Origin of the sequence: Streptomyces sp. CA-179760 (assembly GCF_050937045.1) — a bacterium.
Classification (GTDB): domain Bacteria; phylum Actinomycetota; class Actinomycetes; order Streptomycetales; family Streptomycetaceae; genus Streptomyces.
Window position 1 is genome coordinate 7,503,404 of sequence record NZ_JBNJLZ010000001.1, and the last position, 22,197, is coordinate 7,525,600.

At 72.2% G+C, this 22,197-nt stretch carries 13 protein-coding genes and 2 pseudogenes; 7 read left to right on the forward strand and 8 right to left on the reverse strand.

The genetic code is table 11. The annotated features are described in order from the left end of the window. Window positions 1-130: 130 nt before the first annotated feature. Complete coding sequence (zapE, locus tag ACQEV8_RS34160; RefSeq protein WP_432968055.1) at window positions 131-1,231, reverse strand: cell division protein ZapE; 1,101 nt, start codon at window positions 1,229-1,231, stop codon at window positions 131-133. A gap of 37 nt (window positions 1,232-1,268) precedes the next feature. Here zapE and ACQEV8_RS34165 point away from each other — a divergent pair, with 37 nt between their 5' ends. From ACQEV8_RS34165 to msrB, 4 genes are all read left to right on the forward strand, one after another. Further along, window positions 1,269-2,075 carry a pyrimidine reductase family protein gene (locus tag ACQEV8_RS34165; RefSeq protein ID WP_432968058.1) on the forward strand — a complete coding sequence of 269 codons (807 nt, stop codon included), beginning with the start codon at window positions 1,269-1,271 and terminating at the stop codon, window positions 2,073-2,075. A gap of 163 nt (window positions 2,076-2,238) precedes the next feature. Next, entirely contained in the window at window positions 2,239-2,712 is a 474-nt protein-coding gene (locus tag ACQEV8_RS34170) for an indole-3-glycerol phosphate synthase (RefSeq protein ID WP_432968061.1), read from the forward strand. Between the two features lie 77 nt (window positions 2,713-2,789). Continuing rightward, window positions 2,790-4,181, forward strand: coding sequence for a UDP-N-acetylmuramate--L-alanine ligase (gene murC, locus ACQEV8_RS34175; protein ID WP_432968064.1), 1,392 nt, complete (start codon window positions 2,790-2,792; stop codon window positions 4,179-4,181). 14 nt (window positions 4,182-4,195) lie between these two features. Further along, window positions 4,196-4,603 (forward strand): peptide-methionine (R)-S-oxide reductase MsrB, encoded by a 408-nt coding sequence (gene msrB, locus ACQEV8_RS34180; protein ID WP_432968067.1) that lies wholly within the window; start codon window positions 4,196-4,198, stop codon window positions 4,601-4,603. 8 nt (window positions 4,604-4,611) lie between these two features. On the opposite strand, the gene ACQEV8_RS34185 is transcribed toward msrB, so the two are convergent. Further along, entirely contained in the window at window positions 4,612-7,470 is a 2,859-nt protein-coding gene (locus tag ACQEV8_RS34185) for an ABC transporter substrate-binding protein (RefSeq protein WP_432968070.1), read from the reverse strand. Between the two features lie 222 nt (window positions 7,471-7,692). On the opposite strand from ACQEV8_RS34185, the gene ACQEV8_RS34190 reads away from it, so the two are divergent. Further along, window positions 7,693-9,159 carry a glycoside hydrolase family 3 N-terminal domain-containing protein gene (locus ACQEV8_RS34190; protein ID WP_432968073.1) on the forward strand — a complete coding sequence of 489 codons (1,467 nt, stop codon included), beginning with the start codon at window positions 7,693-7,695 and terminating at the stop codon, window positions 9,157-9,159. 4 nt (window positions 9,160-9,163) lie between these two features. On the opposite strand, the gene ACQEV8_RS34195 is transcribed toward ACQEV8_RS34190, so the two are convergent. Further along, on the reverse strand, window positions 9,164-10,432 hold the full coding sequence (locus tag ACQEV8_RS34195) for a glycoside hydrolase 5 family protein (protein WP_432968076.1): 1,269 nt from the start codon (window positions 10,430-10,432) through the stop codon (window positions 9,164-9,166). An 18-nt stretch (window positions 10,433-10,450) separates the two neighbouring features. On the opposite strand from ACQEV8_RS34195, the gene ACQEV8_RS34200 reads away from it, so the two are divergent. Together ACQEV8_RS34200 and ACQEV8_RS34205 are read left to right on the forward strand one after the other, a co-directional pair. Next, window positions 10,451-11,644 (forward strand): N-acetylglucosamine kinase, encoded by a 1,194-nt coding sequence (locus ACQEV8_RS34200; protein ID WP_432968079.1) that lies wholly within the window; start codon window positions 10,451-10,453, stop codon window positions 11,642-11,644. Further along, window positions 11,641-13,946, forward strand: a pseudogene (locus ACQEV8_RS34205) (glycoside hydrolase family 3 N-terminal domain-containing protein). The gene ACQEV8_RS34200 and the pseudogene ACQEV8_RS34205 overlap by 4 nt, the downstream one beginning before the upstream one ends. Here ACQEV8_RS34205 and ACQEV8_RS34210 read toward each other — a convergent pair. The 5 genes and pseudogenes from ACQEV8_RS34210 to ACQEV8_RS34230 all read right to left on the reverse strand — a co-directional run bounded on the left by ACQEV8_RS34210 (window position 13,910) and on the right by ACQEV8_RS34230 (window position 22,174). Further along, window positions 13,910-14,788 (reverse strand): carbohydrate ABC transporter permease, encoded by an 879-nt coding sequence (locus ACQEV8_RS34210; RefSeq protein ID WP_432968082.1) that lies wholly within the window; start codon window positions 14,786-14,788, stop codon window positions 13,910-13,912. The pseudogene ACQEV8_RS34205 and the gene ACQEV8_RS34210 sit on opposite strands and share 37 nt — an antisense overlap. Continuing rightward, window positions 14,785-15,821: pseudogene (locus tag ACQEV8_RS34215) on the reverse strand (carbohydrate ABC transporter permease). The gene ACQEV8_RS34210 and the pseudogene ACQEV8_RS34215 overlap by 4 nt, the downstream one beginning before the upstream one ends. A 2-nt stretch (window positions 15,822-15,823) precedes the next feature. Then, a complete protein-coding gene (locus tag ACQEV8_RS34220; protein ID WP_432968085.1) occupies window positions 15,824-17,197 on the reverse strand; it encodes an extracellular solute-binding protein in 1,374 nt (457 codons plus the stop codon). 100 nt (window positions 17,198-17,297) lie between these two features. After that, window positions 17,298-17,774 carry a peptidyl-prolyl cis-trans isomerase gene (locus ACQEV8_RS34225; protein WP_432968088.1) on the reverse strand — a complete coding sequence of 159 codons (477 nt, stop codon included), beginning with the start codon at window positions 17,772-17,774 and terminating at the stop codon, window positions 17,298-17,300. Window positions 17,775-17,962: 188 nt separating this feature from the next. Next, window positions 17,963-22,174 (reverse strand): NEW3 domain-containing protein, encoded by a 4,212-nt coding sequence (locus ACQEV8_RS34230; protein WP_432968091.1) that lies wholly within the window; start codon window positions 22,172-22,174, stop codon window positions 17,963-17,965. Between the last annotated feature and the right edge of the window lie 23 nt (window positions 22,175-22,197).

A 22,197-nucleotide genomic window follows, 5' to 3' on the forward strand; every position in this document is an offset into this window, starting at 1 on the left:
CGTTAACCCTGCAAAGTCATTTGCAGGGTTAACTTAACGTTTCAAGCTGAAGAGAGCCTGAAAACCGTGGGTGGGTTGGCTTGAACTACCCCTTGGCCTCACGGCTGTCGGTGCGGTATTGGGCTCGTGGTTACCGGGAGTTCGCCAGCTTGCCCGCGTCGCGGGCCAGGGCGGTGAGCCGGGAGATGGCCCGGAAGTACTTCTTGCGGTAGCCGCCGTTCAGCATCTCCTCGCTGAAGAGCTGGTCGAAGGGCAGACCCGAGGCCATCACGGGCACCTCGCGGTCGTAGAGCCGGTCCGCCAGGACGACCAGCCTGAGGGCCGTCGACTGGTCGGGAACCGGCCGCACACCGGTGAGGCACACGGCCCCGATTTCGTCGGTCAGGGCGCCGTACCGGCTGGGGTGGACCCGGGCGAGGTGCTCCAGGAGGGGCGAGAACGCGTCGAGGGAGGCGCCCTCGGTGGCGTGCGCCGTCTCGGTCACCTCTGCGTCGGAGTACGGCGGCGGCGCCTCGGGCAGGCCGCGGTGGCGGTAGTCCTCGCCGTCGATGCGCAGGGCGCGGAAGCGGGCCGACAGGCCCTGGATCTCCCGCAGGAAGTCGGCCGAGGCGAACCGGCCCTCACCGAGCTTGCCGGGCAGCGTGTTGGAGGTGGCGGCGAGCGCCACGCCCGCGTCGACGAGCTTGCCCAGGAGGGTGGAGACCAGGACGGTGTCGCCCGGGTCGTCGAGCTCGAACTCGTCGATGCACAGCAGACGGTGGCCGGACAGGGTCTGGACGGTCTTCTGGAACCCGAGGGCGCCGACCAGGTTGGTCAGCTCCACGAAGGTGCCGAACGCCTTGAGCTCGGGCTCGGCCGGGGTGGCGTGCCACAGGGAGGCCAGCAGGTGGGTCTTGCCGACGCCGTAGCCACCGTCGAGGTAGACGCCGCGCGGGCCGGCCGGGGCCTTCTTCGGCGCCTTGCCGAAACCGAACAGCCGCCGCTTGCCGGAACCGCCCGGTCCCTGGCCGAGGCCTGCCGCGAAGCTCTCCAGGACCTGGACCGCCTCGGTCTGGCTGGGCTGGTTCGGGTCCGGGATGTACGTGCTGAAGCGCACCGAGTCGAACCGCGGCGGCGGCACCATCTCGGCGACCAGCCGATCCGCGGGGACGTGCGGCTCACGGGCGCACAGGGACAGCGGGGCCGAGTCGGCTATGGGGCCGGTACCGGAGGGGGCGGGGGAATTGGACACGGTTCACCATGCTACGGGGCGTGGAACACTGCACGGCATGCGACGTCTGTTCCCTGTGACCGATGAAACAGCAGCTCCGGCCCCGGGTGGGGCGTCCGGCGAGGAGGGTGCCGGGCGGGAGTGGTCCCTGGCCGAGCTGGCGGCCGCGTACGCCTATCCCGAGCCGGGGGCCGGAGGCCCGCTGCCGTGGCTGCGCGCCAACATGGTGTCCACCCTGGACGGGGCCGCCCAGCACGACGGCCGTTCGCAGCCCATCTCCAGCGCGACCGACATGCGGATCTTCGGCACGTTGCGGGCGCTGGCGGACGTGGTCGTCGTGGGCGCGGAAACGGTCCGCCAGGAGGGGTACCGGCCGGCACGCGCGCGTGCCGAGTTCGCGGCGATGCGGGAGGCGGCCGGGCAGGCCCCCGCCCCCGCGATCGCGGTCGTCACCGCCAGCCTCGACCTGGACTTCTCGCTCCCGCTGTTCACCTCGCCCCTGGCGCCCACCCTGGTCCTCACGGGAGCCGCGGCCGCCCCGGACCGCGTCGCCGCCGCCGAGAAGGCGGGCGCGCGCGTGGTGACCGCCGGGGACGGCATCGGCGTGGACCCCGCCCGTGCCGTCCAGGCCCTCGCCGAACTGGGCCACACCCGGCTGCTGACCGAGGGCGGCCCGCGGCTGCTCGGGCAGCTGGTGGCGGCCGGCGTGCTCGACGAGCTCTGTCTGACCGTCTCCCCGATGCTCACGGCCGGCGACGCCCAGCGCATCGCCGGAGGGCCCGCCATCACGGTCCCGCGGCGCTTCTCCCTGCTGTCGATGCTGGAGGAGGACGGCTTCCTGTTCACGAGGTACGGGCGGTCCTGACGTACTGAACCGCGCGGCACGGGGTAGAGGCGCTCAGGAGCCGGACGGTCAGTACGTTCGGAATATGCCGTTCTGTTTGGATTCCTAAGGGCACACTGGATCCGGCAGATCCCGTGCGAACACGGGGCAGGATGGTTTCCGCAAGGATGAGAAGGGGCGCCTGGTGTTCACAAGCGTATTGATGATCGAGAAGGCCCTGACCTCCGCCGACGTGGAGTTCGTCACCACCTTGCACGGGGAGGAGCAGGTCTCCTTCCAGGTGCTGCTCCAGCCGCGCGGCGAGCAGGCGGACCGTCTGCTTCGGGCCATCGACGACGTCGCGCTCGGCGAACTCGACGACGCCGTGCGCGAGGGGGAGACGCCGGAGGGCGAGGAGGCGCTGAGCGTCGGGCAGCGGGCGCTGGAGGTGTCCCTCGCGGCGCTGCGGACGTCCGGGAGCGGGGCGGAAGGACGCTTGATCGAGGATCACCCGCTGGACGCGCTCAAGTCCCTGGTGGAGGAGGTCGGCGCGGACGAGGTCATCGTGCTGACCGACCCCCACTACGTGGAGGAGTTCTTCCACCGGGACTGGGCGTCGCGGGCCCGGCACAAGGTGGGGGTGCCGGTGCTGAAGCTGTTCTCCCACAGCAAGGCGTAGTGCCGGGGGCGGATGCGATGGCGCTTCTGAAATAGGCTGTGGGCGCTCACCGTCCCAGAACGCCCTTGGAGATACGCATGGCACCCGGCCTTCCCACCGCCATGGACCGACCGCACTTCATCGGGATCGGTGGGGCCGGGATGTCGGGTATCGCGAAGATCCTCGCCCAGCGCGGGGCCGTCGTGGCGGGCAGTGACGCGAAGGAGTCGGCCACGGCCGAGGCGCTGCGGGCGCTGGGTGTGACGGTGCACATCGGGCACGCCGTGGAGCACCTGGCCGACGACGCCAGCTGTGTGGTCGTGTCGTCGGCGATCCGGCAGGACAACCCCGAGCTGGCCCGCGCGGCCGCACTCGGCATCCCCGTCGTGCACCGCTCCGACGCGCTCGCCGCCCTGATGCAGGGCCTGCGGCCGATCGCGGTCGCCGGTACGCACGGCAAGACGACCACGACCTCGATGCTCGCGGTGTCGCTGAGCGAGCTGGGCCTGACGCCGTCGTACGCGATCGGCGGGGACCTGGACGCGCCGGGCTCCAACGCGCTGCACGGCGACGGCGAGATCTTCGTCGCCGAGGCGGACGAGTCGGACCGCAGCTTCCACAAGTACGCGCCCGAGGTCGCGATCGTCCTCAACGTCGAGCTCGACCACCACGCCAACTACGCGTCGATGGACGAGATCTACGCGTCGTTCGAGACGTTCGTGGACCGGATCACCGAGGGCGGCACGCTGGTGATCGCCGCCGACCAAGAGGGCGCCCGGGAGCTGACGCGTCGGGTCACGGGACGCGGCGTGCGGGTGGTGACGTACGGCGAGTCCGAGGACGCCGGCGTGCGCGTCCTGTCGGTCGTGCCGCAGGGCCTGAAGAGCGAGGTCACCGTGGTGCTGGACGGCGAGACGCTGACCTTCACGGTCTCCGTCCCCGGCCGGCACTACGCGCACAACGCCGTGGCCGCGCTGGCGGCGGGCGTCGCCCTCGGGATCCCGGCGGCCGAGCTGGCCCCGGCGATCGCCGCGTACACCGGTGTGAAGCGGCGGCTCCAGCTGAAGGGCGAGGCCGCCGGCGTCCAGGTCATCGACTCCTACGCGCACCACCCCACCGAGATGACCGCCGATCTGGAGGCCATGCGCGCGGCGGCGGGCGACTCCCGGATCCTGGTCGTCTTCCAGCCGCACCTCTTCTCGAGGACGCAGGAGCTGGGCAAGGAGATGGGCCAGTCCCTGGGCCTCGCGGACGCCTCGGTCGTGCTGGACATCTACCCGGCCCGCGAGGACCCGATCCCCGGTGTGACCAGCGAGCTGATCATCGAGGCGGCCCGGGCGGCGGGCGCGGACGTGACGCCGGTGCACGAGAAGGCGGACGTCCCCTCGGTCGTCGCGGGAATGGCGAAGCCCGGCGATCTCGTTCTCACCATGGGAGCGGGCGACGTCACCGACCTCGGCCCGCGCATCCTGGACCGTCTGTCGAACTGAGGGGCTGGAAGCTCATGCCGTACGACATCGAGAAGCCGGACGAGCAGTGGCGCGCGGAGCTGAGCCCTGGCGAGTACGCGGTGTTGCGCCAGGCCGCCACGGAGCCCGCCTTCACCGGTGAGTACACCGACACCAAGACCCAGGGCGTCTACTCCTGCCGCGCCTGCGGTGCGGAGCTGTTCACGTCGGACACGAAGTTCGAGTCCCACTGCGGCTGGCCGTCCTTCTTCGACCCCAGGGACACCGACGCGGTGGAACTGATCGAGGACCGGACCCACGGCATGGTGCGCACCGAGGTGCGCTGTGCGCGCTGCGGCTCGCACCTCGGGCACGTGTTCGCGGGCGAGGGGTATCCGACGCCCACCGACCAGCGGTACTGCATCAACAGCATCGCGCTGCGCCTGACCGCCGCTGAGGACTGAGACAGCCCTCAGCGGATCCGGCATTCCTTCTGTGTGAGCCGCTTCGTCTTCCCCGCGGTGCGGCCGCACACCACCCGGGTCTCGGAGGTGCCGTCCTCCGCGCGGCGGACCTCCTTGAGGACGATGCTGTGACCGGTGCGGTCGCCGTACAGCGGGGCACGGGTGAAGTCGATGGTGCCGGTGGCCATGCCGTCGATCTTGACGTTGCGCAGGTTCACCCAGGTCGAGGCGCGGCTCTGGGGCCGGTCGTCGCGGGTGGCCGCCCAGTACAGGGCGCGGGTCGCGTCGTGTGCCAGGGCGGTCTGGCCGCTGGCCAGGGCGGGGCTGTCGTAGCGCAGGTTCCCGCCCTGCAGTCCCGGCAGGTGTGCTGCCGCGTCCAGGTAGAAGGTGGTCCCGGTGGCGGCCGTCCGCAGTTCGGCCAGGGCCGCGTGGTACAGCGTGACCTTCGGCGCGACGGACTGCCCGCCGGAGGCGAAGTCGGCCTTGGACAGGTCGTCGCCGGTGAGGATGGCCAGGGGCGTTCCGGCGCAGCCCGGCTCGGTGCCCAGCTGGGTCATCAGGGGGTCGATGTCCTCCACCCGGCCGGCGAAGTAGATCACCGACGGGACCCGGCCGCCCCGGCAGATCTCCTGGGCGTGCGAGCGGAGTTCCGGCTTGCCGCCGCTGAGGGTGTAGCGGCGCTGGTCGAGCGGGGTGAAGCCCTGCCGGCGCAGCATGTCCTGGCCGTAGCGTGCCTGTTCGTCGGTGTAGAGGTCGTCGGTCTTCGCCGTGTCGCGGGCGAGGACGAGGGCGTACTGCCGACGGTCCGGTGTGCGCAACTGGGCTGCGATCAGGCCGAGTTGCTCGGTCTGCCACCGGTCCGTGGCGGCCAGGCTGAACCAGTTGGCGAACTCGCGGGGCAGATAGGTCGCGGAGTTCGTGCCGGAGACGATCGGCAGGCCGGCCTCCATCAGCGTGCGGGTCGTCGCCCTGCTCGACTTCAGGTCGCGGCCGGTGCCCACGACCCCCACCACGGTCGGGTCCTGGGCGGCGTACGCGGCTATCTCCTCGGCCATCTCCTCCTGGTGGCCCAGGTCGACGCCGCCGTTGGCGAGCAGGACCCGCAGTTTCACACTGGAGTTCTTGTTGATGACGGCCTGTGCCAGGTACACGCCCGCCAGTTCCTCGGCGCCCTTCACGAGCGAGGAGCCGTCCGAGGGATCGGCGCTCAGCGGCCCGGCGTAGACGACGGTGACGTACTTGCCGGAGTGGTTGGCGAGGACATTCGCGTTCTGCCCGGCGATGCGGTCCTCCAGTTCGTCCACGGTCCAGGGCGTCGCGTCACCGGCCGTCAGGGCCTTGGGCTCGTCGCCGGGGCCGGGCGCGGGCAGCCAGTCGGCGAAGCGGACGCCGTCCGTCGCTATGCCGATGCATTCCGTGCCACCGCCGGGTGCCGACTCGCGACGGGTGTCCCGGTTGGCGGTCAGCACGGACGCCGAGCAGTACCGGTCGTGCAGGGCGTCGGCCCGCATGACGGTCCCGGCGGTCAGCAGGGCGATCAGCAGGACCAGGGTGTGCAGGGCCCACACCAGCCGGGCGGGCGTGGGCCGGGTGGAGGCCCGCAGATGCCGGGTGCGTTCCTCGACGGGGCCGAGCTGGTCATGCGGCAGCGGGATCTTCATCACCCAGGGCAGAACGGACCGCTCACGGCTGGGCGACTGTTCGGCGCGCAGATTGTGCGCCCACTGCCGGTGCCAGGCGCGCAGCCGCTCGCCGAACCGGGGCGGTACGCCGGACGGGTCGGGCGTCGCCGGAACCACGCCGCGCTCCAGGCGCGGAACGTCCTGCGTGTGCACCGCGGCGACCACCACCAGCGGGTCGAGCTCGCTGCGCCGGCTGCGGACGTCGCTGATGGCCCGGATCAGTTCGATGCCGCCGTTGCGGGCGTCCGTGTGCGGCAGGAACAGCATCGGCGGGCGCGGCCGTTTGAAGCCGCGCAGGTCCCAGCTCCAGCGGCGGTGGTTGTCCCGCAGGTCCTCCCGCAGCGCGAGCACGCACAGCTGGAGGTGGAAGTCGCCGCCCGCCGTCAGCGCCTCCGCCACGTCGTACGCCCGGGCCGCGATCGCCTTCCAGGACCGCACCGGCCGCAGCAGCGAGACCTCGGTGGGATCCTCGTGGTCCGCCGCCCTGAGGAAGGTCGTCGTCATGAACCAGCGGCTCTCCCGGCGCAGCCACAGGAAGATCGGCGCGCGCCCCGGCAGCACGTAGTTGAGGACGGTCAGCAGCAGCAGGAAGACCAGACCGGCGCCCACCGCGACGTACCACTCGCTGCGGGCCATGAGCGCGGCGAGCACGGTCACGAGGCTCGCCGGGAGGATGTGCGCCATGTCGAACAGCGGCAGTCCTGAGCGCCAGCGCGAGGAGTTCTTCGGCCGCCAGCGCTGCTGGGCCAGCTGGTTCAGCAGCCGTTGCCGCTGGTCCTGACCGGCCTCGGGGCTGCCCGGCTCGGGCGCCGGCCAGGTGTCGCCGAGGGCCGCGACCGCGTCGTCGATGGCATGCACCAGCCGCAGCCGCGGGAACGCGTAGCGCCGGTAGACCGCCTTCGGGCCGCCCCACTTCTTCGGGTCGCTCAGTGCCCGCACCATGGCCGCGGCCCGGCGCACCTCCGTGGCGCCCTCGTAGGCGTCCTGCGCCACCGCGCAGCGCGTGCCGTGCGCCTCCTGGCCCGCGTGGAGCTGCCGGACCAGCCCGGTCACCGCGTCGTCGTCCGCACCTTCCTGGGCGTGCACGACGAACACCGGCATCGGCGGCTCGGCGCTCGTGCGGAAGTCCTGGATGAGGATTTCGAGCTGATCCTGGAGGTGGAGCCCGGCGCCACGCTCCGGCATGCCGTCATGCCCCCCAGGACAGTCCGGCGGCGTGCGATCAGCGTTCACCATGGGCAATCCCCCGTTCGCCTTCGGTGACTTACGAGGCTAGCCGGTGTGGGTGGGGTGCGAGTGGGTGACGGAAGAACTTCAGGAACGTTTCGGCGGGTACCTTTCGACTCGCTGAATGGGCGATCCATCACGCTGTTGACATTTGGTTGAACGAGCCAGAGGATTCCCGGGGTGACCCACTCCGCGCACCTGCCCCCCGGCCTCGACGAGGCCGCCCACCGCTGCCTCGTCGCCGGCTTCGCCGGCACCACGACCGTGCCCGACACTCTCAAGCGGCTCGTCGACCGCGGCCTCGGCGGGGTCATCCTCTTCACCCGCAACGTGCGGGACGCGGAGCAGGTGCGGCGGCTCACCGCGGAGCTGCGCGCCCTGCGGCCGGACCTGCTCGTGGGGATCGACAACGAGGGCGGCGGAATCGGGCACCTGGTGGACGCGGGCGCTCCCGAGGTGCCCGGGTCGTACGCGCTCGGAGTGGCCGACGACCCCGGGCTGACCGGCCGCTGCGCCGACGCCCTGGCCGGGCATCTGGCCTCGCTCGGCATCACGGTCTCCTACGCCCCGGTCGCCGACCTCCAGCACCGGCCGCGCAACCCCATCGTGCGCACCCGATCCTTCGGCGCCGAACCCGCCCTGGCCGCCCGGCATCTGCGAGCCTGGATCACCGCCACCGAGCGGCGGGGCGTCGCCTCCTGCGCCAAGCACTTCCCCGGGCACGGCGGCACCGAGACCGACAGTCATCTCGGGATGGCCGTCGATCCGCGGTCGTACGACGAACTGCGGGCCGACTTCGAGCCGTTCCGCGCCGCCGTCGACGCGGGCGTGCCGATGATCATGAGCGCCCATGTCGTCTACCCGGCGCTGGACCCCGAGCGGCCCGCCACCCTGAGCCGCCGCATCCTGGGTGATCTGCTCCGCCACGAGCTGGACTTCGACGGTGTCCTGGTCAGCGACGCCCTGGAGATGAAGGCCATCGCCGATCGCTATGGCGAGGCAGCCGGGGCGCGGATCGCCCTCGCGGCCGGTGCCGACCAGGTCATCGTGGCCGTGCCGGACCTGGAGGTCACCCTGGCCTGCCGGGACGCGGTGCTCGACGCGCTGCGCTCCGGCGTGCTGCCCGAGGAGCGGGTGCGGGAGGCCGCCGGGCGGGTGCGGCGCCTCGCCGTGCGGTACGCCGCCCCGGACGCCGGGGCCGTCGACGGCTGGGACGCGGGGGCCGGTCTCGAGGCCGCCCGCCGGGCCGTCCGCGGCCGGCCGGTGCCGTCGGGCGTGCGGGGCGCCCATGTCGTCGACCTGTTCCCGCCGCCGCATCCCGCGCTCAACTGGGGCGGCGAGGACCTGCTGACGGAGGTGCGGGCCGTCGACCCCACGGCCACGGGGACCGCGGTCAGCGGCGAGCCGACGGATCCGGCGCCCTTCCTGGAGGAGATCCTGCGCGCCTCCGCTGAAACACCGCTGGTCATCGCCACCTGTGACGCCGGGCTCCACCCCTGGCAGGAACGGCTGCGCGCCGCCCTGCTCTCCCAGCGGCCCGGCGCCGTGCGGATCGACACCGGGCTGCCGGAGGGCGGCGCGCTCTGCTCCTACGGGCGAGGCCGGGTGAATCTGCGGGCCGTCGCCGAGGCGCTGGTCGGCGCCTGAGCGCTCACGGCACCCGTGCGACCTCCTTGATGCCGCGCGCCGCGAGGTACGCGGCGTCGTCCGCCCGCGCCGCCAGGACCACCGCCGGGTGGACGCCCTCGGTGCGCAGGGCCATCCAGGCGTCGAAGTACGCGCCTCCCGGGCCGGAGACGGAGCGGGTGGACGGCGTGCAGTCCAGGACCAGGGCCGTGTCGCGGGGCCGGGCGGGATGGTGCCCCGCGCGCACCTCGGCGACGATCCCGGCCAGCGCCGTGGCGATCGGCTTGGCTTCGCCCCGCGCGTCGAACAGGCCCAGGGTGTACTCCAGTTCCGGGTAGTCGGCCAGGGAGCGGTCCACGTCGTGGGAGCACCACCAGGTCACGCCCCACAGCCCCTCGCACCCGGCCGCGTTCCGCACGGTCGCCCGTGCGAAGTCCGGGGCGTCGGCCGCCGGGATGTGGGGTTCCGGGGCGCCCGTCTCCTGGACCCAGACCGGGCGGGCCGGGTCCTCGGCGTAGGCCTTGGCGAGTTCCGTGCCGTACTCGGCGAGATGCAGCACCTGAGGGGAGCGGGGGCCGTAGCGGCGGGCGCAGTCGCCGGAGAACACCCAGGGGTGGACGGTGGTGACATCACCCTTGCGGGCCGAGGCCTGAGGGGTGAAGGGGTGGTCGTCGCCGTACCAGGCCGCGTCGTAGGCGGAGTGGGTCGCCAGCCGGCCCGGGGGCAGGTGCTCACGGGTGGCGGACAGCAGGGTGTCGAGGTAGTGGTCCACCTCGTCCGGGGTCACCGGGTTGTGCTCGACCAGGTTGTTGAGCTCGTTGCCGAGCTGGAGGCCGATGAGGTTGGGGCGGCCGGTCAGGGCGCGGCCGAGGGTGCGCATCAGCTCGGCCTGGGCGGCGACGGCCTCCGGGTCGGTGAAGACGTTGCGGTGGTGCCAGCTTCGCGTCCACTCCGGATAGAAGTCGAAGCTGGACAGATGGCCCTGCACGCCGTCCACGAGGACGTCGAGACCGGCCTCGGCGGCCAGGTCGACCAGCTGCGCGAGCTGGTCCACGGCCGCGGGGCGGATGAGCGTGCGGTTGGGCTGGAGGAGCGGCCACAGGTGGAAGACCCGGACGTGGTCGAGGCCGAGCGCGGCGATCTGGTCCAGGTCCTCGCGGGCGTGCGCCGGGTCGAAGTCGTGCCAGGCGTGGAACCAGCCGCGGCGGGGCGTGTAGTTGACGCCGAAGCGGAGCGGGGGAATGGGATCCTCCTCGGGTCGAGCACCCAGATCCCTTGCTCTGGGTGAATGCATCAATCACCATAGTCGGCGATGGGTAATGAATTGAACCAGGAGTGTCAAGGCGGCCCGGCCTTGGTGGTCGGCCTCGACGCGGGCGGTACGCGGACCCGGGCGGTCCTGGCGACCGCGGCTGACGGACGTCCGCTGGGCGAGGGCACCGCCGGGCCCGGCAACGCCCTGACCGTCCCGGTGCCGCAGCTCACCGAGCATCTCGCCGAGGCCGTCGGACAGGCCGTGCCCGAGCCCGACCGTGCCCGGGTCGTGGCCGTCGCCGGCGGTTTCGCGGGCGCGACGGACGCCGCCGCCGACGAACCGGGGCGGCGCAACGCCCTGGCCGCACTCACGGCCGCCTTGCGCCGACTGGGTATCGACGCCGGCCCGCCCGTCATCGGCAGCGACATCGAGGCGGCCTTCGCCTCCGCCCCGGGCGCCCCCGCCGACGGCCTCGCCCTGGTGGCCGGCACGGGCGCGGTCGCCATGCGCATCACCGACCGCCGCGGCACCGCCACCGTGGACGGCGACGGCTGGCTCCTCGGCGACGACGGCAGCGGCTTCTGGATCGGCCGCGCGGCGGTCCGGGCCGCACTGCGGATGGCCGACGGGAGGGGCGCGCCGACCGTGCTGGCGGAGACGGTGGGGCGAGAACTCGGGGTGCCGGGCGCCGTGCTGCCCGGCGGAGCGGCCGGGGGTGTCGCCGGCGGCGTGGTGCGGAGACTCTCCCCCGACGTGGTCCAAGGCGTCGTGGAGGGGGCGTCGGGTGACGCGCGGCACGAGGCGGTGCCGCCGGCCGCGAGCGGGCCGCCCCCCGGAGTGGCCGGGGCCGGTTCCCCGGCCGGCCGGCGCCCCCTCCCGCCCTCCGACGGCACCTCCTGGTCCCGCCCCCACCGCGAGGCCTACCGCAGACACGTGCTCCCCGCGGTCATGGCCGAGCCCCCCATCCGCCTCGCGCGACTCGCGCCGCTGGTCGTCGAGGCGGCCGAGGATACCGTCGCCCTGGCCATCCTGGACGAGGCAGCCGACCAACTCGCCGACGCCATAAGGGCGTTGGATCCGCACCCAGGGGAGCGGGTCGTGGCCACCGGAGGCCTGCTCGGCCCCGGCGGGCCGCTCACCTCGCGCCTGGAAGCCCGCCTCCGGACCCTCGGCCTGGCCCTCGACTGGGTCCCCGACGGCCGCCGGGGCGCCGTGGCCCTGGCCCGGCTCGCCCACCAGGGCCGTACATGACCGTCACCCGGCAGGGCACGCCCCTGTACCGCGACCCCAACGCTCCGGTCGACGACCGCGTCCATGACCTGCTCTCGCGTATGACCCCGCGCGAGAAGGCCGGACAGCTCAACCAGCGGATGTACGGCTGGGACGCCTACCGCCGCACCCCCGACGGCGGCTTCGAACTCACCGGCGCCCTCCACGCCGAGACCGAGCGCTTCGCCGGACTCGGAGCCCTGTACGGGCTGCTGCGCGCCGACGCCTGGTCGGGCGTCGACCACACCACCGGGTCCGGCGCCGCGGACGGTGCCGAACTGGCCCACCTCGTCCAGCGGCATGTCCTCGAGCACAGCAGGCTCGGCATCCCGGCCCTGTTCGTCGAGGAGGTGCCGCACGGCCACATGGCCCTCGACGGCACGGTCCTGCCCGTCAACCTGGCCGTCGGCGCCGGCTGGGACCCCGGGCTGTACGAACGGGCCGCCGCCCACGCCGCCGCCGAACTGCGCGCCCGGGGCGGCCATGTCGCCCTGGTCTCGGCCCTGGACATCGCCCGGGACCCGCGCTGGGGCCGGACCGAGGAGTGCTTCGGCGAGGACCCGTACCTGGCCGCCCGGCTCACCGAGGCGCTCGTCCGCGGTATGCAGGGGGAGCCCCTCCGTGAGCCGGGCGGGTTCTTCGCCCCGGACAAGGCGCCCGTCGTCCTCAAGCACTTCGCCGGGCAGGGCGCCACCGTCGGAGGCCGCAACTCCGCCGAGTCCGAACTCGGTCTCCGGGAGCTGCACGAGATCCACCTCCCCGCCGCCCACGCCGGTGTCCGGGCCGGAGCCGCCGCCGTCATGGCCGCGTACAACGAGGTCGACGGGATGCCCTGCTGTGGCAACCGCGCCCTGCTCACCGGACTGCTGCGGCACCGCTGGGGCTTCGACGGACTCGTCATGGCGGACGGACTGGCCGTCGACCGGCTGGCCCGTATCACCGGCGACAAGGTCTCCGCCGGTGCCCTCGCCCTCGACGCCGGGGTCGACCTGAGCCTGTGGGACGAGGGCTTCACTCATCTGGAGGAGGCGGTCGAGCGGGGACTGGTGAGTGAGGAGGCCCTGGACCAGGCGGTCGCCCGGGTGCTACGGCTCAAGTTCCGCCTGGGACTGTTCGAACAGCCCTGCAGCGGGGGCCCTTTCCCGGACCCCGCCGCCGGACGCGAGCTGAGCACCGCCCTCGCCCGGGCCGCCGTCACGCTCCTCCACAACGACCACGGCGTGCTGCCCGTGTCGACCGGCTCTCGGATCGCCCTCCTGGGGCCGCACTCCGACACCGTCGCCCACCAACTGGGCGACTACACCGCTCCACAACGCCCCGGCACCGGCACCAGCGTCCTCGACGCACTTCGGCGCACCGGCGTCGACGTACGCCACGTCACGGGCTGCGCCCTCACCGGTGAGGACCTCTCCGGCATCCCCGAGGCGATCGCCGAGGCCGCCGCGTCCGACCTGGCCGTGCTCGTGCTGGGCGGCAGCAGCGCCCGTACGCCCGGCACCGAGTTCGACGCCAACGGCGCCGCGCGCACCGTCGTGTCCGAGATGACCTGCGGAGAAGGCGTCGACCTGGCCGGGCTCCGGCTCGGCGCGGCCCAGCACGCCCTGCTCGACGCCGTCACGGCGACCGGCACACCCACCGTCGTCGTCCTGATCCAGGGCCGCCCGCACGCAGTCCCGAGGCCGCCGAGCGGGCCGCCGCGCTGCTCACCGCCTGGTACCCGGGCCCCTGGGGCGGCGAGGCGATCGCGGACGTCCTGCTCGGACGGGCCGAGCCCGTGGGCCGGCTGCCCGTCTCCGTGCCGCGCTCGGCAGGCCAACTGCCCGTCCACTACAACCACAAGGACATCGAGTACGGCGGCTACGCCGACGACAGCGCCGAGCCGCTCCACGGCTTCGGGCACGGGCTGTCGTACACGAGCTTCGCCTATGGGCCGCCACGGCTGGTGGGGCGGACCGTCGAGGTCGACGTCACCAACATCGGGGAACGGCGGGGGCGTACCGTCGCACAGCTCTACCTGCGCCGCCTCGTCACGCCGGTCTGGCCGCGCTCGCTGGAACTCCGCGGGTTCCGGGCCGTCGATCTGGAGCCCGGGGAGTGCCGTACGGTCGCGTTCGGACTCGGCCCGGACCAACTCGCCCAGGTGGGCGCCGACCTGGAGACAGCGGTCCTGCCCGGCACGGTCGAGTTCCGCGTCGCGGAGTCGGCGCGCCGGGCCCTGACCGCCGTACCGGTCGGGCTCCGGGTCGATCAGAGCTTCACGGCACCGGACGAGACGCCCCTGTAGAACCACCGTTGGGTGATGACGAACAGCACCAGCACCGGGATCACGGAGATGACGGAACCCGCCATCACCATGCGCTGGTCGTAGCCGAACGACGAGCTCTGCAGCCGGGCCAGGCCGAGCGTCAGGGTGAAGTGCTCCTCCGAGCGCAACACGATCAGCGGCCACAGGAAGTCGTCCCAGGCGCTGATGAAGGTGTTGATGGTGACGACGAGGATCGCGCCGTAGGCGGAGGGCAGATACAGGTACCGGAAGCGTTTCCACTCGCCCGCACCGTCCAGCATCGCCGCGTCCTCTATCTCACGCGGTACGGCGAGGAAAGCGGCCCGCATGATGAGCACGTTGATCGCGGCGACGAAGCCGGGCAGCCAGACACCGGCCAGATGGTCGACCAGGCCCATGTCCCGGATGCTGAGGAACAGCGACACCATGATCGACTCGAAGGGGAACATCATGGATGCCATCAGCACCACCCACACCAGCTTGCGGCCCTTCCAGCCCGGCTTGGAGAGCATGTAGCCGGCCAGGGTGGAGAAGACGAGCTGACTCGTGACGGACAGCGCGACGATCACCAGGCTGTTCCCGATGTACGTCCACACCGGGACCTGGTCGAAGATCGCGCGGTAGGCCCGCAGGGTCGGGTGGTGGGGGATCAGCGAGGCACCGGCCCCGAAGACGTCCTCGCCCGCGCCCTTGAGGGACGACAGCAGCTGCCACAGCAGCGGGCCGACGGTGATGAAGAGGACGAACACCAGCAGCAGGTAGCGGACGACCAGTTCGCGCGGCCGGCCGTAGTCCCGCCAGCGGGGCATCAGACGTCGGCGCTTGTCGACGGCGGTAGTCATGCCTCGTCCTCCTTCGTCAGGCGCTGGGCGAGCAGCGTGAGGCCCAGGGTCAGGGCGAACAGGGCGACGCTGACGGCGGCGCCGTAGCCGGCGTTGCCGGTGAGCGGGTCGAGGCCGACGTCGCGGATGTAGAAGGGCAGCGTGCGGTCGGCGCCGCCGGGGCCGCCGGTGGCGCCGCCCAGCATGTAGATCTCTGTGAAGACCCGCAGGGAGCCGATGCCGGTCAGGGTGCCGACCAGCATCATCGACTGGCGTACGCCGGGCACGGTGACGTGCCAGAAGCGGCGCACGACGCCCGCGCCGTCCACGGCCGCCGCCTCGTGCAGTTCCTTGGGGACGTTCCCGAGGGCGGCCAGGTAGAAGATCATGTACCAGCCGAGGCCCTTCCACAGCGTCAGGCCCATCGCCGACAGCAGGATCAGCCACGAGTCCGACAGGAACGGGATGGCCTCCCGGATGAGGTGGGCCTTCTGCAGCCAGGTGTTGACCAGCCCCTGGTCGCTCAGCAGCCACTGCCAGCTCAGGCCCACGACCACGCTGGAGGCGAGCACCGGCGTGTAGAAGGCGGAGCGGAAGAAGCCGATGCCCGGCAGGTTCTTCTCCACGAGGATCGCGAGCAGCAGCGGCAGCAGCACCATCAGCGGGACGACGAACAGCGCGTACAGCAGGCTGTTGCGGGTGGCCAGCCAGAAGTCCGGATCTCCCAGCATCCGGCGGTAGTTGTCCAGCCCGACGAGGTTGTACGCCCCGCCGAGCGGCTTGGCGTCCGTGAAGGAAACCAGGACCGTGTTGAGGAACGGGAAGACCCCGAACACGGTCGCGCCGATGATCGCCGGGGTCATCCACAGCCAGGGCAGCCACCAGCGGCGGTGCAGCGCCGCGCCCCCGCGTCGGCGCTGGGGCCGGGCGTCACGAAGCGGAGGGCGCGGCGCAGGGGCCCCGGCGGCCGGGAGGGGGAGGCGCCGCCGGGGCGTCGGGCGCCCGCACCCGGGGGAGCGGGGACGGGCGCCTGGTGGACGGTCGGCTGGGTCATCCTCAACTGCCCTGCTCGATCAGCTGGTCGGCCTTGGACTGCGCCTCCTTCAGAGCGTCCTCTGCGCTCTTCTTGCCCTGCATGGCCAGCTGGATCTGGGCCGTGATGGCGTTCAGCTCACCGGGCGTCAGGGCGATCTCGTCGGCTGTGGCGGTCTTGCGGTCGCTGGCGACGATCTTGCGGGCCTCGGCGAAGGGGTCGTCGCCCTTGACCGACTGGAAGAACGGGTCGTTCAGGGAGGCCGTGGTGGAGGGGAAGATGACGACCTTCGGGTCCTTGGCCCAGCCGAGCTGGTTCTCGCCGTTCGTCAGGAACCGCGCGAAGGCCAGCGCCGTGGAGGCGTTCTTGCTGGTGGACGCGGTGCCCACGTACTGCGGGGCTCCGACGGTGTGGCCGAGGGCGTCGAGCATGAAGGGGGCGACGCCGGTCTTCTTGTAGACGCTCGGGTTGTTCTGCTGGATGAACCGCAGGAAGTTGGGGTTGGTGGGGCCGTAGACGAGCTTGCCCTGGCCGTAGACGTTGGCCGGGTCCTGCGTGGAGGACAGGGAGTCCCTGGGCATGCCGCCGGCCTTGTAGAGCTTCGTCATCGCCTCGACCCACTGGGCCGTCTTCGGGTCGTCGGCGAAGGTGAACTTCTTGCCGTCGGCCGAGAGGATCTTGATGCCCATCTGCTGCCAGTCGGCCGGGATGCGCAGCTGCGGGTTGGCGAGGAACGCGTAGTACCTGCCGCCGGAGGCCTTGGCGACCTTCTCCGCGTCGTCGAACAGGCCCAGCACGGTCGTCGGAGGTTTGGCCGGGTCCAGGCCCGCCTTCTTCATCAGGTCGGTGTTGAAGGTCTGCACGATGCCGCCGGAGTACCAGGGCAGCACGCTGTGCACCTTCTTGCCGTCCGCGTCGGCGTACATGCTGGACTTCCACAGCGCGGGGGCGAACGGCTTGCCCGCGTCCGGCGCCTTGTCGTCCAGGTTCAGCAGATAGCCGTTCTTCGTCAGCGCCACCGCCGTGTTGACGTTGATGTTCACGACGTCGGGCAGTGTGCAGCCCTGTGCGTCGGCGACCAGGCGCTGGGTGAAGGTGGCGTCGCCCGGGTCGTCGATCCAGTTCACCTTGGTCCCGGGGTGGGCCTGCTCGAAGGCGTCGATGACGCCGTTGAAGTACTTCCCGAAGTCCTTCTTCAGGTTGGTCGTCTGGAACGTGATCTTTCCCTTGACCTCGCCGGAGAGCTTCCCGGAACCGACGTTGCCCTTGTCGACCTTGCAGCCGCCGGCCGTGGCGTCACCGCCGTCGGAACCACCGCCGGACAGGCCGCAGCCGGCCGCCGTGAGGGTCAGGACGACCAGACAGGTCAGGGATCCGGTGAGTCTTCTTGCGCGCATTGCTGCCCTCCTGGGACCAGTCGCCGCTGGATCAAATCACCAACTTGGACTTCGATTGATGAAAATGTGGACCAGAATTCATCGGAGGTCAATGGTTTGCTCAGTGGTGGTGTTCGTGATCCTGGTGTGTGGGATCGCCGGGGTGCTCGTAACCCTCGGCGTACTCGACGTCCGCCCGGGCGACGTCGAGCCAGTTGAAGAAGGCACGGTGGGCTGCGGCTCGGCGTAGTTCGCGTTCGATGCCGTGGCGTACGTGCCTGTACGGATGGATGTCCGTGGGAGCCGGCTCGTCGTAGGGGTCGACGCCGCGTCGCAGGGCCTCGGGGGTGAGGAAGCGGTCCCGGTTGCGGTCGTAGTAGTCCCGTACGGCCGCCTCGGGGATGTCCTGCTCGTGTTCCAGGTCGGTGAGCAGGGCTCGGGCGGCGGGGGAGTGGGTGAGGGCTGCCGCGATGATGCTGCCGAGGTTGGCGACGTCGGGTTCGGGGATGGTGAGCCCGTGTATGGGGAGGACGTCGGGGGGCGGGGGGAGGCCTCGTTCCGCGCAGGCGCGGCGGGCGAGTTCGTCGGTGACGATCACCTGGGTTGCCCAGCGCCGTTGTTGGCGGTGTCGTCGTGCGGGTGCGGCGCCGTCGTGGCTTGTCGCGCCCCGCGGCGGAGCCGCAATGTGAAACAGCCCCGCGCCCCTGGGGATACCGGTGCTCAGGAACGTGTGCACGTGCTGCTTCGGGACCGATACGTCGTGGACGGTCGCCGCGTAGTCCTCCCTCACGGCGTCACCACCAGCTCCACTGCCCTCGTGTACGCCACGCAGCCGTGCCAGGCCACCTTCGCCAGCAGCCAGTACGAACCCGGTGGGATCGCCGTGCCGTCCACCTCGATCACAGCCCCGACGCGCTCCCCGCCCGGCACCGTGAAGCCCTGGCAGCCCGGGGTGACCCCCGGCCACGTGCCCCAGGAGGAGACGGCCCAGATCGTGCCGTTGGCGGGGCCTTGTGTGGGGTTCCGTAGCGTCACGGGGACGCGGGCCCGTTCTCCCCGGCGGACGGTCACCCGCTCGACCTCCAGATCCGTCACCAGAGTCGGGCCGGTGTGCCCGTCCGGCACGTCCAGGGCCAGAACGTCCTCGTAGGTCTGGCCGCCGTACGACAGCCGGGCGGCCAGCCAGTGGCGGCCGGGAGCGGCCTCTGGGGGCGGTGCCACCGTGATGTCCGTGAGGGTGAAGCCGCCGGGGGCGAGGGAGTACGGGAGCTGGGAGGGGGCGGTGGTCCAGCCGGGTGGGGGCTCGAGGGTCACCGTGCCCGATACGGCCGTGTCGGTGAGTTCCGAGGAGACCCGGACGGTCGCTGTGACCGGGCCGTCGGCGGTGAGGGTGGCCGGGGAGAGGTAGACCGCGACGGGCATGTTGCCGCGTGGGGCGGGGCCGGAGTTGTGGAGCCAGTAGCGGGTGGCGATCGGCTGGGCGGGCTCGTGGGCGTCGATGCCCGGCCCGGCCGCGAGGTCCGGCGCGTGGGCCGGGGTGGCCAGGACCGTGGCGACCTCGAAGCCGGACAGCTCGATCCCCAAGGCGCCGTCCCCGTCCGGGGCGAGTGGCTTCCCGGGCGTCTCCAGGACATCGGCGCGGGCGCCCGCCGACCAGGGCACCGGGCCGGACAGCCGGGCCCGCGCCGGGCGTCCGTCCGCCTCGTGCACGCGGACGACGACGCCCTGCCCCGGATCCACGGGCGCCGCGCCGCCCCGGGCCAGCGGGGAGCCGGCCGGCTTGAGCGCGTCGAGCAGTACCTCGCCGTCGGACTCCAGGCCCAGCAGAGCGACTTCCCTCGGGAGGGCGCCCGAGGAGCGGCCCAGCCGTGCCGTCAGGGGGCGGTTGTACGCGTGCCCGGCCTGGGGCAGGCGCAGTTCGCGCCAGTCTCCCGGGCCCGCGACGACGGCGTACTCGAAGGTGTGCGACCAGCGCTGGAGCTGGAACCCCGAACCGTCGGGGGCGGTCCGGCGAGGCGGGTCGATCCAGATGCCGGACGGCCAGCCGGTGCAGGAGCGCATCAGGGACATGTAGAGGTCGCCGGAGGAGGTGACCACACAGCCGGGCGTGCCACGGTTGAGGACGGCGAATCCGCGCCCGTCCCAGGCGTCACCGGGCGGGAGGGCCTCGCCGCCGCCCGCTGCCGTCGCCGTCACCGTGAAGTCGTCCAGGTCGGCGACGATCGCGTCGACCGCCTTGGCGTCGTCCTCCGGGCGGGCGCCCGCCACCACGAGCAGCGGCAGGCGCTCCAGGTCGCGCAGGTCCGCCCCGGGGATCCACTCCTCGCGCAGACTGGCGCGCGGCGCGACCCAGACGGCGGCCACGCCCCGCTCGGCGAGCTGACGCCCGAGTTCCCGCCCGGCCGCCGGGTCCCAGCCGAGTGCTTCGGCGACCACGGCGTTGCGGTCGGGGCCGCCGACGGCGATCCGGATGTCGGGGAGGTTGGAGTCGACCTCCAGGTCGCCGTAGCGGGGCCCGCCCGCGACGGTCGAGGTCGCCGTGACACCGGCCCGGACCAGGGCCGCCGCGAGCGGGGCCCCGAGGTCGCCCGCCACGTCCCAGTCGGCGTAGACGAGTTCGGCGACGCCGATCGAGCGGTGGCCGAGGAGCGTGCCGGAGTCGTCGAGCACCGCGACGCGGGCGGTGGAGCCGAGACCGAACCAGGTGTTCGCCGGGTTGTCCAGTGTCCACGGGAACCGCTCGCTGTCCACTTCCACGAACCCGAACCCGCGCCCGATCACCGCGTCCGCCACCTCGTGGACCGGCAGCCCGCCCCGCACGTCCGACGGCCAGCGCACGCGGATCAGCCGGTCGGCGCCGTCGTACCCGTCGACGGTCGTGGTGAGGTCGAGCCGGTCGACGCCCTGCCACAGCGTCAGGCGCTGAGTGCAGCGGAAGAGGCCGAGGTCGGCGGTGACGGTGATACGGGAACCGGCGGCGGAGTGCTCGGCGCGTACCTCGGCGGTCACATCCCGGCCGCGGGCGGCGGTCGTGCCCGTCGGGGTGAGGTGCCAGGGGCCCTCACCGAAACGCGGGTGCCTCGGGTACTCCTCCTGGACGACGATCTCGTTGCCGATGTCCCCGGGCCGCAGCAGCTCCCGGCCGTCCTCGGCCAGGGCACGCAGACTGCTGACGCCACCGCCGCGTGCCGGGTCCACCGTCACCTCGTAGAACTCGTTGCGGATGGTGACGACACCTTCGGCGGGCGTCCATCCCGGGACCGACCCCTCGTCGAGGGGGAGGGCCTTGAGGCCCATGCCGGGCACCTCCGGGACGACGACATGGAGGCGGCCGTCCTCCCGGACCGCCGGGAGCCCCCGCGGGACGAGCCCGGGGTCGTCGACCGTCAGTACGTCCCGCCGTGCCCAGGTCGCGGAGTTGAAGACGACCAGGTCGGGGCCGTCGCCGGGGGCCACCTGGTCGGCCAGGGCCTGGGTCGCGTCGGCGTGCACGCTCCCGGCCAGATCGTGCAGTTCCCGCCAGCCGGTCATCAGGTCGATGTACACCTGGTCCGACTCCGAGCCGGTGATGGCGTCGTGGTGGGCGCCGTAGACGAGCTGCCGCCAGGCCTTGTCCAGGGCAGCGTCCGGATAGGGGTGCCCGGTGACGAGCGAGGCGAGCGTCGCCCAGGCCTCGGCGTCGGCGAGCAGCGACTCGCCGTGGCGCTGGGCCTGCTTGGTGTCGATGTAGGAGACGTCCTTGCCCGTGTAGACCGGGTTCATGTCCCGGGTCTGCGGCGATGCCTTGCGGCCCTTGGCCTCCAGCTCGGCGCGGACGGCGGCGAAGAAGTCCCGGGGGATCGCGCTGATGAAGCGCGGCCACACGTACCGGGCGTTCCAGTCACGGTGGATGTCCATGACCCAGCGGCACGGCGGCGCGTAGTCCCCGCCGACCGGCAGCAGCACGTTGCGGGTGAGCGCGACCTGCTTGAGCCGCTGGAACAGCTTGTACGCGGCGGCGTTCGCCTCCGGCAGCGTGGGCGCGTTGTCGATCGCCCAGCCTGCGCCGTAGTGGTTGACCATGTACGCGGTCAGCAGGCCCCGACCCGACGGGGCGATCCAGTCGAACTCGGCCGGGAACTGCATCCGGCCCGGGTCCCTCGGCTCCTCGCCGAACACCGACAGCGTCGGCCCCCACTGGTGGAACGGCCCGCGCGCCCACGAACTGGAGGTGACTCCCGCGTCCGCCATCAGCCCCGGGAACTGCGGGTCGTGCCCGAAGGCGTCCAGTTGCCAGGCCGTCTCGGGCGAGGCCCCGATGATCCCGCGCTGGAAACCGTCGCCGTACAGAGCGTTGCGCACGGTCGCCTCGGCGCCGGTGAGGTTGGTGTTGGGCTCGTTGTAGGTGCCGCCCATGATCTCGACGCGGCCGGTGCGGATCAGCTGCCGCAGGAAGGCGCGCTCCTCCGGGAAGGAGTCCCAGTAGGGCTTGAGGTAGTCGACCTCGGCGAGCACGAAGGTGTAGGCCGGATCGCGACGGGCCAGGTCGCAGTGGGCCCTCACCAGGCTCATGCCGGACTGGCCGCGCGAGTCGAAGGTACGGGCGGGCAGTCCGCTCGTGGCCGGGTCGTCGGCGACGTCCCAGGTCTCGGTGTAGGCGCCCTGGGTGTTCCACCAGACGGGGTCGTAGTGGAAGTGGCTGACCATGAACATGGTCCAGCCCGCTTCCGCCGCCGTGAACTCGCCGTCGCGGGTGGTGACTTCGGCCCCGTCCCTGGCGGTGACGGTGATCTCGCGACGGTCGCCCGGGACCAGGTCCTCGCCGGTCACGGGTATCTCGACGCGTACGGTGCCGTCCTCGCCGACGGTGGCCTCCGCGCTGCCGGTGAGGCCCGGGCCCTCGACGGTGAGCCGGACGGTCCGGCCTGGGGCGTGGCTCAGCTCGACGGCCACCACTTGGCGCGGCTGTTCGGTGGTCCCGGTGAAGAGCTCGGTCGACTCGACAGAGGTGACGCGCATGGGGCTCCTACGAGTGCTCTGGG